13 protein-coding genes are annotated in these 14,093 nt (G+C 38.2%); 7 read left to right on the top strand and 6 right to left on the bottom strand.

Translation table 11 applies throughout. The features are described 5' to 3' along the window. Positions 1 to 183 precede the first annotated feature (183 nt). The gene (locus DUT70_RS18930; RefSeq protein ID WP_113649080.1) at positions 184 to 537 is read left to right on the top strand and encodes a WG repeat-containing protein; all 354 of its coding nucleotides are present in this window, start codon (positions 184 to 186) and stop codon (positions 535 to 537) included. Positions 538 to 589: 52 nt separating this feature from the next. Here the strand turns inward: DUT70_RS18930 and DUT70_RS18925 are convergent, their stop codons facing one another. Further along, positions 590 to 1,231 carry a DNA alkylation repair protein gene (locus tag DUT70_RS18925; RefSeq protein ID WP_113648937.1) on the bottom strand — a complete coding sequence of 214 codons (642 nt, stop codon included), beginning with the start codon at positions 1,229 to 1,231 and terminating at the stop codon, positions 590 to 592. An 11-nt stretch (positions 1,232 to 1,242) separates the two neighbouring features. After that, entirely contained in the window at positions 1,243 to 2,529 is a 1,287-nt protein-coding gene (locus DUT70_RS18920; RefSeq protein ID WP_113648936.1) for a tetratricopeptide repeat-containing sensor histidine kinase, read from the bottom strand. Between the two features lie 227 nt (positions 2,530 to 2,756). Between DUT70_RS18920 and DUT70_RS18915 the strand changes: the two genes are divergently transcribed. The 5 genes from DUT70_RS18915 to DUT70_RS18895 all read left to right on the top strand — a co-directional run bounded on the left by DUT70_RS18915 (position 2,757) and on the right by DUT70_RS18895 (position 8,303). Further along, a complete protein-coding gene (locus DUT70_RS18915; RefSeq protein ID WP_113648935.1) occupies positions 2,757 to 3,893 on the top strand; it encodes a helix-turn-helix domain-containing protein in 1,137 nt (378 codons plus the stop codon). Between the two features lie 152 nt (positions 3,894 to 4,045). Further along, positions 4,046 to 5,506, top strand: a complete 1,461-nt coding sequence (locus DUT70_RS18910; protein ID WP_113648934.1) for a serine hydrolase domain-containing protein — start codon at positions 4,046 to 4,048, stop codon at positions 5,504 to 5,506. Positions 5,507 to 5,531: 25 nt separating this feature from the next. Continuing rightward, positions 5,532 to 6,230, top strand: coding sequence for a hypothetical protein (locus DUT70_RS18905; protein WP_113648933.1), 699 nt, complete (start codon positions 5,532 to 5,534; stop codon positions 6,228 to 6,230). A 45-nt stretch (positions 6,231 to 6,275) separates the two neighbouring features. Continuing rightward, complete coding sequence (locus DUT70_RS18900; protein WP_205529843.1) at positions 6,276 to 6,950, top strand: DUF1266 domain-containing protein; 675 nt, start codon at positions 6,276 to 6,278, stop codon at positions 6,948 to 6,950. 294 nt (positions 6,951 to 7,244) lie between these two features. Next, entirely contained in the window at positions 7,245 to 8,303 is a 1,059-nt protein-coding gene (locus tag DUT70_RS18895; RefSeq protein WP_113648931.1) for a serine hydrolase domain-containing protein, read from the top strand. A gap of 41 nt (positions 8,304 to 8,344) precedes the next feature. Here DUT70_RS18895 and DUT70_RS18890 read toward each other — a convergent pair whose 3' ends face one another. The 3 genes from DUT70_RS18890 to DUT70_RS18880 all read right to left on the bottom strand — a co-directional run bounded on the left by DUT70_RS18890 (position 8,345) and on the right by DUT70_RS18880 (position 11,570). After that, the gene (locus tag DUT70_RS18890) at positions 8,345 to 8,725 is read right to left on the bottom strand and encodes a hypothetical protein (RefSeq protein ID WP_113648930.1); all 381 of its coding nucleotides are present in this window, start codon (positions 8,723 to 8,725) and stop codon (positions 8,345 to 8,347) included. 124 nt (positions 8,726 to 8,849) lie between these two features. Beyond that, positions 8,850 to 10,775, bottom strand: a complete 1,926-nt coding sequence (locus tag DUT70_RS18885) for an LTA synthase family protein (protein ID WP_113649079.1) — start codon at positions 10,773 to 10,775, stop codon at positions 8,850 to 8,852. Between the two features lie 159 nt (positions 10,776 to 10,934). Beyond that, entirely contained in the window at positions 10,935 to 11,570 is a 636-nt protein-coding gene (locus tag DUT70_RS18880; protein WP_113648929.1) for a LysE family translocator, read from the bottom strand. 348 nt (positions 11,571 to 11,918) lie between these two features. On the opposite strand from DUT70_RS18880, the gene DUT70_RS21365 reads away from it, so the two are divergent. Beyond that, the gene (locus DUT70_RS21365; protein WP_128353399.1) at positions 11,919 to 12,110 is read left to right on the top strand and encodes a hypothetical protein; all 192 of its coding nucleotides are present in this window, start codon (positions 11,919 to 11,921) and stop codon (positions 12,108 to 12,110) included. Between the two features lie 177 nt (positions 12,111 to 12,287). Here the strand turns inward: DUT70_RS21365 and DUT70_RS18875 are convergent, their stop codons facing one another. Further along, positions 12,288 to 13,964 carry a sodium:solute symporter family transporter gene (locus DUT70_RS18875; RefSeq protein WP_113648928.1) on the bottom strand — a complete coding sequence of 559 codons (1,677 nt, stop codon included), beginning with the start codon at positions 13,962 to 13,964 and terminating at the stop codon, positions 12,288 to 12,290. Positions 13,965 to 14,093: the final 129 nt, after the last annotated feature.

Below are 14,093 nucleotides of genomic sequence, written 5' to 3'. Positions count from 1 at the left end.
GCCCAGCAGAGGGAGCTTGAAAATTCAAGCCGACCCCACTCCGTCCGAGTGTTTTTTTGCCTTAACGTTTTCTTTGTGGGTGCATGCTTTTTGCTGATAGCTCGTACCTTAATTATCAGAATGAGCTCTAACTAACCTTGCCTTTATGGTTTTAGAATTTTAACTTTAAAGAAACTTCTAATAATGAAAAAAATCTTTTTAATGCTCGTTTTGGTTTCAGTTACCTTTTTTACATTGGCGCAAAATGATTATCAAAAAAAATACCCTTACAACGAATATAACAAAGGCTGGGCGTTGGTAAAGACCCAGAGCGGGACTTACGGTTTTGTAGACAAGAATGGAAAGTCAGTTGTTTTTCCCATCTATTCGAAAATCGAAAAGTTCGGACAGTACGATCAGGATTTGGCCTTGGTGAAATCCATCAGTGATAGTTATGGGTTCATCGACAGACAGGGGAAAGAGGCCATTCCAGCCATCTATGATTTAAAGGAGATTGAGACTAATTTTAGGTCAATCAAATCAAAACATATCAAATAATATGGCTTACTGGTTGGTAGCCGACAAGCAAAAGTCAAAATACATGCTCCAATTATAACTTCCGCTTGTTTGTCTCAATAGCAATAAATTCTGGTAAATAGTTAGGTGTACAGCCTTTTGATACCATTTCGCCTTTATATAGCCCCGTTTTTTCACCGATCGCAATGCATCGTTCACGATATTGCTTATCAAAAATACCAATCCAACCTGCAGTAAAATTCATTGCCCATTGCACCTCGGGTTGCTCTTTGGTAATTCTATTCTCTATAGCTTTGAGTAAGTACTCGGTATTCTTCGGAGGGACCTGGCCTACCCATCTTAATCTCCCTTGGTAATACCAGAAAATGCGCCTTTGCAATGCTGAGGGACTATTTTCCCACGATTGCATCAGCTCAATCGATTTTTTATCCTTAGTGAGTTGATTGGCCATTAACCAATCGGTTAACTGATTTCGTTCATCAAAGGGATGAGTTTGCATATCCTTATCAATCTTGCTCATCAAGTCTGTTGTGATCAATTTACCATCCATAATTAAAATGGCAAGCTGTCTGGGCATAAACTTCCCAGTTGCCCACAGTTCCATCGCTAAGGAATGATCTTTCTTGATTTCCTTGGCAATATTCCTTAGATCTCCAAGTTTAGTTTGGCTATTGATTTGTTCTAAAATGCTTTCGGCCTTGGTTTGTGATTTCATATTTATCTCTTTTAAACGGCAAGTGGCAGGCTAATATAAAAAGTTGTTCCCGTTCCTTCTCTACTGTCAAACCAAATTCGACCGCCGTTGGCCTTAATAAAATCCCAGGATAACATCAGGCCTAGACCTGTGCCTTTTTCACCTGTGGTGCCAAAAGTGCTATTCAAACGACCCTCTGCAAATAAATGTCGTTGTTGTTCCGCAGGGATTCCCTTTCCATGATCGTGTACGGCAATAAGCGCCAAACGGTCCTGCTTTTCTGTCGTGATTTCAATTTGTCCGCCAGGGTAGGAGAATTTGATGGCATTGCTAAGCAAATTGCGAATTACAAAATCAAATTGGTCTCTGTCAGCTAATACGGGCAAATCATTGCTTTGAGGTGGAATTATTCTAATATCTTTTGCCGCGGCCTGTGCCATCAATAAGTCTAGTGATTTTTGGATGGTCGTTAAGGTATCAACCGAGGTAATTTGCGGTTGGGCTCCTTTCAGTTGTGCTGCTGCCCAATTCAACAAGGTGTTAAGCGTTTCGTTAAATGATCGGCTCTGTTGCCTTAACAAACTAATGATTTGTTTTTCTTCCTGCTGATTTAATATCCCAGCATCTACCATTTCCAGTGCCTGCATAATGCTACCAGCGGGCCCGCGTAAGTCGTGTCCAATAATAGAGAACAAAGTGTCTTTAATTTGGTTAGATTGAGATAGTGCTCTGTTCAAACGTTTAATGCGGCGGAAATAATAGACGAAAATGAGCAGCACTATGATTAAGGAAATGGCCACGGTAATAAAAATGGCCCTTTCACGCTGATGGGTTTCCTCATCATGTAACTGGGCTATTTCTTCTGCCCTATGTTTCTTAAATACTTCCTGTATCAGTTTTTGGTGCGCTTCAAGGGTAGCTAGCGACTCTTTATAATTCTGTTGTTGCTTGTATACACTGCTCATAGCTAGCAGGATGTTTGCTCGCAGTTCGTGTTTGTCCAACCGCTCGGCAATCTTTAGCGCTTTGTTAAGGTAGGCATGGCTTTGGCCAGTATCCTGTCCCTTCAGCAATATTCCAATATGCATTAAAGAATGGGCCTCGTGTTCCTGAAGACCGTGCTTTCTGGTATGTAAAAGTGCCTTTTTATGATAATGTAGTGCCTTCACAGTATCGCCGTTTTTAGCATGCGCTTTTGCTGAATCGGTAATGCTTTTATGGGTAGCCACATGTACGGTATCTTGGGCTGGTTGAGACTGGCCTTGGCATCCAGATGCTAACAAGAATATCGCAATATATGTTAATAGAGAGACTTTCATGTCCTATTTATATTCGTTTGTTTCGGGGGATTTTGTATTTCTGGAAGACTGTGTTAAGTTAGGCAAAAAAGATAGAAATACTGATGATAAAAGGATGAAAAGCTTCGGTAATAACATCATTGATAATCACAAAATTTAGCTAAATTCGACCCCTGAGTTAAGGAATCAAAGCTAATTGGATTGTTCAACTTTTCACCAAATCAACTATAAACCAAAAAGAATAAGGAATGGATAAAATTAATGTGCTGGTTATTGTAACCACAATCTCTTTGTTCATTTCACTCTTTCTTGCGTTCTTCTTGGTTACCGTAAAAACAAAGTACAAAACCAGTAATTATCTGTTTGCTGCTTTTCTATTGATAAACGCAATAGATCTTAGCCATCCTTTATTTGATTTGATCGCTGATGGCCCTTCAAATTTGGGAATGCTCAGAACTACCTTAGCGTTCTTACAAATTCCTGTTTTTTATCTGTACGTTTTATCGGTTTGTTATGCAGATTTTAGGTTTAAACCCAAATACCTATTACATCTACTTCCATTTTTAATTGCAAATGCAGCTTTATTACCGCGTTTTTATCTGGTAGATGAGGCGGCTAAAATTGATTTTATTGTCAATCGCCAAAGTAGGATTGAATTGCAATTTACCCACTTCCTTATTTTTATTCAGGTGGTGGTGTATTTTGTGGCCGTCTTTATGTTATTAAGAAAGGCAAAAAAGCTATATCTCGAAAATTATGCAGGTACTGGTATTAACGCTTACCATTGGTTGTTTCAGTTTACGAGTGTACTCGCTATTTTATATTTAACGGCTATTTTAAAAAATGCTTTTAAATTTTCTGATTACCCTTATATCTCTGAATGGATAAGGATTTTAATCTTGGTACTTCAACTATTTATCATTTGCTGGTACTTATTTAAAGCATTAAATAGCCCTGATCTTTTTAGGAATATTGATTCGAAATTAAAACTGGTTGCTGAGATTGTTTCAGAAAAAAGTAGTGAACACTCAATGGTAGATAAAAAAGAATACCATGAAGATTTACAGAAATTGCAAAAATATATGGTGGAGGAAAAGCCATTTCTTAATCCTACTTTAACCATTCAAGAAGTCTCTAAGTATATTAAAGTTCCTGTTCGGGATTTATCTCTCTTAATCAATCATCAATTAGGACAACATTTTTATGATTTCGTGAATGCCTATCGAATAGAAAGCGCGATGGATATTTTAAAAGACCCTACAAAAAGTAGGGTAACCATTTTAGAAATTCTATATGAAGTTGGTTTTAATTCAAAATCTTCATTTAATACCGCTTTTAAAAAACATACGGGCAATACGCCAACCGCTTATCGCAAAAGCTTGTAAAATAGCTTTTTGTAATTACTCGTACTCGCCTTTTTATTTACTCGTACTTGTTTTTTGATACAAATGCGTTCGACTGCGTTTATTCGGTCGCATAGTGTTGAAGGCTTTCCCATGTTTGTATCGAACTCATTTTTAACCTAAAAAACGATACAATGAAAAGGACCCTTTACTTACTCATTATTATACTAAGCATTTGGAGTTGTCAGGTAAGAAATAAAGCTTTGTCGAAAAAAAGAGACTATAGCTTTTTAACAGACAGTTTAGATATTGAACAACAATTACAGAAATACAAGCTTCCTGGATTTAGTGTTGTTGTTTTTGAAAATTATAAAATTGTCTACTCCCATCAATTTGGATTGAAATCTAGCAATGCTAAAGAAAAGATAGATGAAAACACTGCTTTTTCGACAGCATCAATTTCAAAACCAATTACCGCACTACTTTGCTACCTGCTTGAAGAAAAAGGCTTAATTAACTTGGATGATCCAATAGATAAGTACTTAAAACGTTGGCATTTGCCAAAAAGCAAGTTTACAGAAAACAACAGCCCGACCTGGAAACAGTTTTTTAATCATACCGCTGGTACAAGTCAAGGTGGATTTGCAGACTACTATGAAGGAGATACCATTCCAACCATTAAACAAAGCCTTTTAGGGCAGATCCCAAGATACGATAAGGAAATTGAATTTCTTTTTACACCAGGAACCAGTTTTGAATATAGTGGTGGGGGGTATGTAATTGTTCAAATGGCCTTAGAAGATACCTTGAATCAGTCTATGGCAGAGCTTGCACAAACGTATATCTTTTCTCCGCTTGGGATGAAAAACACCACCATGATTCAGCCCAATGAAAAAGGATTTCCATCAAATGTGGCTCTGGTTCATGATAATGATGGAAAAGTAATTAGAACAGGATTGCCCATAACACCACAAGTGAGCGCTTCTGGAATGTGGTCGACTCCGACAGATTTAGCCAAACTTTCTATCGAAATACAAAATGCTTTACGCAATAAAAACAACAAAGTGATTTCGCACCGTATTGCAAAAAAAGTAACCGAAGTAACTGCCTTTAAAAATGCAGTTGGAGGCTGGAGTTATGGCTGGCAAAAATCTTTTGGTTATCATAACTACGATTGGTTTTCATGTAACGGTTCCAATACTGGAGTTGGTGGCAATATTTTGGCTACAATGACAGATGGTAACGGGATGGTATACCTTGCCAATGGCGAAAAACCGAATCGTTTTCCAGTGATGAATCATACCAGAACAAAGATTCTAACATTGATGGATTGGAATAAAACGACGAATGAAGCTCTTCAAGAAATACCATTAAGTCTTAAAAAACAACTGATCGGAACTTATGACGATTTCTTATACGGACAAGGAATGGAAACCAAAATTGTAGAAAAGAATAATCGTCTTTATGTTGAATCTATGCTTTTGGATTTTTTTAAAGGAAAGAATAACAGCGAATTGCTGTACCTGAAAGATGGAACCTTTAGGATTGTAGATTATCCGAATGCCTTACAATTTAATTTCATTAATGGCAAGGCAAGTTCTGCCATCTTAACTAGAGATTCCTTGAAAACAGAAGTTCAAATGACTAAAAAATAAATAAAAACTTAAAACTCAAAAAAGTATGAACCCATTATTTTTAATTCCAGTTGTAGTAATCATTGCAGGTGTAGCTTTCATGATCATCATGAATAAAAAACACAAAACAGCAAAATCAGAAATTGATTTAAATGCTGAAAGAACGAGATATCAACAATATAAACAAGAACTATTAGCGCAGGATTTCTCAAAATTAAGACAGTGGATGGAGGGCAAAACCATTGACGCTTTTACTTCCGCATCTGTTCCCCAGTCAACAGCCAATAAAGTACAGGAATTGGTAACCGATGGATTAAAAAATGTAGCATTATCTACAATAGGTGTGAAACTTAGACGAATTGAAACAGATTGTTTTTGGGTTTTAAGTGGGAATGACTTGCATTTTTTTAGCACTGATACCGTTGGCGAATTAGATGAACATATTGTATTTGATCATTTTAGAATTGAAAAAGCTAGCCTTCAATACGGGGGTATTTTAAAATCACAATTGGGTGTTTATTCAAAATCATCAGAAGAATATTTACCAAAAATACATGTGATTACTTTTGATATTGATGGAAGTTCATTATCCCTTGAAATTCACGATAGGCTTAATTATAGAGTCGACCCAGAAGATATGCTGAACCTAAAAAAGCAATTAGCTACAAGAGCAAAATATCAAGTAGTTGGCGAAAAGTTTATTGAAATTTTAAAGGATAAATCCCCTCATCTAAACGTGTCTTAATATCATATGGCATTTCTCTCGAAATTTTTAAATTCATTTAAAAGCATGCGATTAAATGATAAAAACATAGTAAATGGTTATTTATTAGATCATTTACTGGTAGGTTCAATGTATGCCGAACAACAATCGGCATACTTAAATTCTTATGAAACAGGTTTAAACAAGCCCCATATTATAAAATTAGTTGAAACGTATTGGGAAATATCAGACCAAAATCAAGCCATAGAAATTCTCCAAAGCCTGCACTATAGAAATCAGGACGAAAATCTTGATATCGTATATAAAGCTTATGAAAACTCAGAAAACTACGTCGAAATTTTAAGGTCAAATCTATCAGATGAAGAGGGGGCTTTTGAATATTATTTAGGCCTCTTCAGAAAACTAAAAAGTGTTGTTCCTGAACTGATTGAAGAGAAAATTATCACAGACTTTGCCCAGTTAAAAAAAGCAAAAGATAGCGGTTGGAATTATGGAAGAAGTGTGTTTTTAGCACGTTGCTGCTACGAATTAGGTTATATTTCTGAGAAGGAACTCATGGCGTATTTAGCAAAAGCCCACGAGGAGTTGAAAAGATATTGCAGTACCTGGAAAGAATATACAACGAGCTATATTTTTGGAAGGGCACTTTGGGGCGGAGGTAATAATAATGGAATGGTACAAATTGCAAATGACTTATTGAATAACAGTCAAAGCCCACTCAAAAACAAAGTGTACCTCTGATTAGAAAGATCCTAGTTTCAAAATCCAACAAATATGATTAAAAGCTAATCACAACTCCGTGGATTTTAATGAGAAATCTTCTTTTAATACACTTTAAAAATACAAGGCTAATAGATTGGTTTTTTATTTTAATCTGCTTCAAAACAGCAATTTGTAATTATTCGTACTCCTTGGGATAACTATTCGAACCAATTTTTGGAGATAAATGCGTTCGACTACGTTTATTCGGTCGCACAGCCCTAATTTCTTCACCATGTTTGTATCGAACTCATTTTTAACCTAAAATTAAATACAATGAAAACTTCATTAAAATTTTTATCAGCGCTATTATTCATCAGCAACTTTTCTTTTGGACAAGAAGTCTTCAAAAAAATAGACTCAATCATAAAAGATAGTAATCAAAAAAATCCTAACGTAGGTATCAGTGTTGGATATATTGAAAACAACAACACCTATATTACCAGTTATGGCCAGTTGAATACCCAAAGCGAAATGAAGATTGATCAAAACTCTCTCTTCGAAATTGCATCAATTACTAAAATTTTGACCTCAAATTTAATCGCACAAGCGGTTATTGAGAATCGATTAAAAATAGACGATTATATCGATAGCTATCTCTCTAAAGCATATGTATTACATCAAAATCTTAAAAATAAAATCAAGATATCAGACTTAGCCTCACATCAATCTGGTTTGCCTGATATCGATTTTGGAAAGTTAATAGAATTGAATCCGCAACAACCAGTAAGCAGTGTCACCGAAGAAACATTGGCTACCATGATCAATAATTGTACTGAACTGATTGATTATGGTAAGTATCGTTATTCTACCATTGGATATACTTTGCTGGGACAAATATTGGAAAAAGTATATGGCAAGCCTTATGATGAAATCATTGGCGCAAAATTAATCAGCCCCTTAAAGATGACCAATACATTCACTAAAAATTTTAACGTGAAAAACAGGACAGTTGGTCACAATCCTGATGGAGGTATCCAGGAATTTTTCAAATGGAATGTTACTGCATCTGCTGGCCTAGTGAAATCTACCGCTGCCGATATGCTTAAATTTTTAAAAGCGGTTTTAAATAAAGAAACGGTAGTAGGTAAAGCTGCGATCATGACAGAAAAAGTATACTATAAAGATGCGAAAAGAGAAATGGGATTGGGTACCAATATCCTAACGGATGATCAAAATACACTTTATTTGAAGACGGGAGATTCGATGGGACAATCTTCGATTATTTGTTACAACAGGGCTAAAAATTGGGGCATCGTCATCTTGTTAGACCAAAGAAACTCTAAAATGAGGCAAAACTTATTGAATGAAATTACGGAAACCGTATTGAAGTAAATAAAAGCCGCAACAGCTGTTGCGGCTTTTATCTTTTACAGCTAAGGTTGTTTGGGCGGTTGAGGTGGTTTAGGTTGTTTCAATTCCTCTTGCAGCTTTTCGGTAAGTTTCTCAAACAACGCAATCTGATGTCCTGTAGCTTTCTTTTTATCAAGGAATGCTTCAAAACGGTTGCCTAAAAGTTTAGCACTGTAAGCCGTAGTGGCCCATTGGCTCTCGCTGGCAGATGAATTAGAAGCTTCGCCCAACATCCCTTCTAAAACGGAGCGTATGCGTTCGGTCCGTTCCGCAGGGAATGAAGACCTAATGCTGTACTCTGTATTGTTATCCTTAACGCTAAATTTAATTTTTTCGGTGATGCTTTGGGCAAAGGTTACCAAACTACACCAAGTGGTAAGTAAAATTAGAATGTATTTTTTCATCTCTCTTTTTTTGATCAAAGATAGCTTGAAGAACCATGTACAGCGGTTAATGAAGTGTTAATGGAAGGTTAATGTGTAATATTTACCGCAAACTTCCTTGCATAATTTAGCATATTTAGAAAAACTAAAACTGATAGCCTTTATTAGTATATAAATACGAGGCTAATTGATAATTCGCAATTGCTTCATTAGTTAACCACGTTTCGGCAGGAATTGGTTGGGCAGCACCAGTCACAAAATTTGGTAGGTAAGTGCCTAGCTTCTTATTGGGGTCAAGGATCACGAGCTTGTTGTTTTTGAGATAACCTAAGCTTTGGTAAGTGCTAATGAAAGCCCTTTGCTGTTCGTCCTTCATCTTAAATACATCCTGTCCAAAAAACTTACTTTGATAACTGAAATTCAACAAACCTAGGATAGAAGGGCCCACATCAATTTGTGCGGTGAGCTTTTCAAATTTCCCAGGTTTAATCAAGGTTGGTGCGTACATGATCATCGGGATATGGTACTTGTCCACAGGTAATTCTACCTTTCCAGCGCTCGATGCACAGTGATCTGCTACAATGACGAATAAGGTATTATTAAACCAAGGTTTAAGTTTTGCTTCCCTGATGAATTTGCCAATAGCATAATCGGTGTATTTGACGGCACCTTCTCGGCCCGTATGCGACGGAATGTCAATACGTCCTTCAGGATAAGTGTAGGGCCTGTGGTTGGAAACAGTCATGATGTGTGCAAAAAAGGGCTTTTTGTTTCGATAATCCTTATCCAGTTCTCGCAATGAAAGTATAAACAAATCTTCATCTGCCACCCCCCAAGTGTTTTCGTAGTGGATTTCCTTTGCACTCAAAGCATTCCTGTCGGTCACATCATATCCATTTTGGGAGAAGAACTCGTTCATATTGTCGAAATAACCATAACCGCCATAAATAAACCTGCTATGATAGCCTTTAGATTGGAAAACATTACCTAAAGTAAAGAGGTTTTTGTTATTTTGACGTTTCACGATGGATTGTCCTGGAGTGGGTGGTATGCAAAGCGATAAAGCTTCCAAGCCGCGGACGGTTCGGGTGCCCGAAGCATATAAATTAGTAAAGCACAAACCCTGGTTCGCTAAGGAATCCATGTTTGGAGTAAGTCCGCGGGTATCGCCGTAGCTACCCAAAAAGTTAGCGCTCAAACTCTCTACGCTGATCAGCACCACATTCATCCTTCTTTCGGCCGAGCCTGCTTTGATCCAGCGGCTAGTGTTTTGGTCTTTTGGATTATCAGGTGTAAAACTTAAGTTCTTTCTGATAATGGACAGTGCTTTCGAGATAGGGATGGTTTTGTAAAAGGTATTATAATCTAGTTGGTTGTGCCAAAAGGCAAAGCCAAAATCGTACATACCATTACCCGAAAGCTCGTTAACATATTGGTTGTGACTATGGTTTTTCCACTGGTGGTTCACTAAAAAGTAAGTGGACAAAGGCATTAATATCCAAAGCAACATTTGTTTGGAGCGCTTAGCAAAACGCATAGGGATGACAGCAGATTGCCAAATGGTTTTTCTTAACGCATAAGTTGCGATGGCTGAAATGCCTAGCAGAATAGTTAGTAATGTGTTTATAGGGTATGATTGACGAATGTTACCAATTACTTCTGTAGTATAAACAAGGTAATCGACCGCGATGAAATTGTAGCGGACTGAAAATTCTTCCCAAAAAATATACTCTGATACGGCATTAAAAATGAGCGTGAAAATAACCACAAAGAAATAGATCAGCAATAATCCCTTATTGAATTTTTTGCCATACCATTTACTTGGAAACAGCCACAGGTAAATTAGCAGTGGGATGATGGCGTAAGATGCTGCGGCTAAATCATAAACCGAGCCGATAAAAAATACTTTTAGGAGATTAAAAAAGCTCCATTCAAAGGTGGAGGCAGCATTAATGAGCAGTACAATTCGAGTAAGCAGAGAAACTCCACAAAGCAATAATAAGGCAATTAGCAAGGGGCCAAATCGGTATTGGAAACCGTTGTTCTTTTTTTTGACGTTGTTATTGTTCATTCTTTTTTTGGCCGAATGGCCAAAGCTACTTTCCAATTCTGAAGAAAGTCTGAACTTTTAACTCCAAAAAGCTATACGCACTCATTAATCATGTTAACGATATACCCATTTGACTTTAAAATAGGAGTATGAGGTTTAAATACTAGGGAAGGAAGGCCTTTACTTCGCTTTCGATAAAGCCATCTTCACTGCCAAAAAAGCAAGCACACTGGCCATAAACCATTTCTGCACTTTTACCCAAAGGGGATTGCTGGCGAAAAAACTGGCGGCCTTGGCAGCACTTAATACAATGAGGAAGTTAATGCTGAAGCTCACCAAAATTTGGGTGCAGCCCAACATTAAGCTTTGGCTAAAAATGGAGCCGTAAGCAGGCTTAATAAACTGCGGAAAAAAGGATAGGTAAAATACTGCCACTTTGGGGTTAAGCACATTTGTAAGAAAGCCCACGGTAAATAGCTTACGGGGCTGATCGATCTTAAGACTTTGGTCAACTTCGAAAATGTTTTTGCTATTGGGCTTAATGGCTTGGTAAGCTAAATATAAAAGATAGATCACACCCATTGTTTTCAATACCGTATAGGCAAAAGGCACAGCAAATAAAATGGCCGTTAACCCAAAAGAAACCATTAAAATATGAAATAGAAACCCACAAATTACCCCAGCAAGGGAGGTTAGACCTGCTTTTCTGCCTTGGGTAATGGTTCTGGAGATTAAATAGATCATGTTTGGTCCTGGGCTGATCACAAGAACTAAAGCGGCCAAAGCAAAAAATAACAATTCGTGAAATGGGATCATGGGAGTGAGGATATGAACCCAAAGTTATGAATTAATTTGAAGAGGTTGAAGGGAAGATGAGCGTCATTTCCACCCGTCATCTCGACCGTAGCGGAGACCGCATAGCAGCTACGAAGTAAGATCTTTGGAGTTAATTATTAGTTCATTGGTTCAATTGTTCACTGTCCGTTCGATTTTTGTCATCCAGAGCGTTACCTGTCCCGACACTTCGGGAGCGAAGGATCTCATTTGTGCTTTCATTGTAGATTTACTTTGTAGCTGCTTTGTGGTCCTAGTTATCCTCAGAATGACGGTAAGGAATATCGATAAGCTATTGCTACTCGATATTATGGTAATTTGTTCTCACCGATGTCAGGAAGTCGTCACGACCATGGTAATTCATTCCCGCTAATGGCAGGAAGCCGTCACCACTATGGTAATTTGTTCTCGCCGATGGTAGGAAGTCATAACCGTTATAGTAATTTATTCCCGCCAATGAAGGAAAGCTGTCACATATATGGTAATTTATTCCTGCAGTCGGCAGGAGCCCGTCAACCATAGGTTGAAACCTTCCCGCTACTGGCAGCGAGCCGTCAACCTAAGGTAAATGGGTTGCTGCCGATGGCAGGACGCTGTCAACCTATGGTAAATGCCTTCCTGCCAATAGCGGAGAGCCATCAACCTAAAAAATCCCCTTAGCATTAACCAAGGGGATTTGATCATGATAAGATAAAACACCTACCAGTAAACCGTATATAAAATAGTAAGCAATGCCAAAATCACAATGGTGCCAATGGCAAAGCTTCTGGAGGTCTTGAACATCTTCGGATCAACCTCCAAGCCCTTAGGTGTAATGCCTCGGCGGTGATCCACTATACTGATGATATACATTCCAATCACACAGAACAAGAACACGAAGCCCATTCGGTCAATAAAAGGAATTTCGTAAATCCCTTTGGCATTAGGAATAGCAAAGCCCATTGGCGATAGCCACGAAAGATCAGTTAAAGTAGGCAATACCTTTAAGAAAAGAGAGAAAATGAACCCCCCAATGGTAGCAAACAATGCAGCTTTAGAAGTGGTTTTCTTCCAGAAAAAGCCCAGAATAAACATGGCAAAAATACCAGGCGAAACAAATCCCGTATACTCTTGAATGTATTGGAAGCCGCCCTTTTTATCGATACCCAAATGTGGCGCAATTAATACCGCAAGGATCATGGCCGCTACAATGGTAATTTTACCCGTATTGATCAAGTTTTTCTCCGAAGCCTTGGTATTAAAAACCTTTTGGTAAACATCTAAAGTAAAAATGGTGGCAATGCTATTGGCCTTACCCGCTAACGAAGCCACTACGGCAGCCGTAAGTGCTGCAAAAGAAAGCCCTTTTAAGCCCGCAGGCAATAAATTTAACAATACAGGGTAAGCACGATCGGGATTTACCGAACCATCGTGTACCATTTCGGTCTGAAAATGACCTTCTTTATAAAGGACATAAGCCGCAATACCTGGCAACACTACAATAATAGGCATCAACAACTTCAAGAAAGCCGCAAATAGCAAACCCCCACGAGCCGTATTCAAGTCGGCCCCCAAGGCCCTTTGCGTAATGTACTGGTTGCAGCCCCAATAGTTCAAGTTCACAATCCACATGCCGCCAATCAGTACCGAAAGCCCAGGCAAGTCGATATAGTTTTCGTTATCAGGCTTCAAAATCATGTGGAAATGCTCCGACGCTTTGGAAGTCATGAGGTTATAACCTTCTAAAATCCCTTTGGTACCATAATGATCAGACACCAAATTAAGTGCTAAATAAGTAGTGGCTAAACCACCAAGAATCAGGAAAAACACTTGGATCACATCCGTATAACCGATTACTTTCATGCCGCCAAGCGTAATGATGATGGCAAAAAGCGCAATAGCGTACATACAAGCCTCAATGCTAAAGCCCGAAATACTGCTTACCGCCAAAGCACCCAAGTAAAGGATAGAGGTAAGGTTAACTACCACATATAACAACAGCCAAAACACTGCCATAATCATGGCCACGGTACCATTATAACGCTGGTTTAAAAACTGCGGCATGGTGGCAATGTTGTTTTTTAAATAAACAGGGATGAAAAAGATGGCGACAATAATCAACGTAGCAGCAGCCATCCACTCGTAGGTAGCAATGGCTAGTCCCATTTTAAAGCCAGAGCCACTCATGCCAATAAACTGCTCGGCAGAAATATTAGAAGCAATGAGCGAAGCCCCGATAGCCCACCAAGTCAGGGAGCCTTCGGCCAAGAAATAATCTTTTGAATCGGATTTAGCAGATTTCTTTTTTTGATAGATATATAGCCCGTAAGCCGCAACAATAACGAAATACACCGCAAATACGATGTAATCCTTTAGTTCAAGTACATTGGTTTTCATTAATGGTTTAATTGGTTAATCGTTCATTAGTTCACTTGTTCATTGGGTGATTAATACTGGCCACCCATGTCCGTCATCTCGACCGTAGCGGAGAGATCTTTAAACTTCGCTTTTTGGTTCATTGGTTCA

The sequence above is a fragment of the Pedobacter chitinilyticus genome, assembly GCF_003313385.1.
Classification (GTDB): domain Bacteria; phylum Bacteroidota; class Bacteroidia; order Sphingobacteriales; family Sphingobacteriaceae; genus Pedobacter; species Pedobacter chitinilyticus.
Note: the sequence above shows the minus strand (reverse complement) of the source record. Positions and strands in the feature narration are given on the sequence as shown.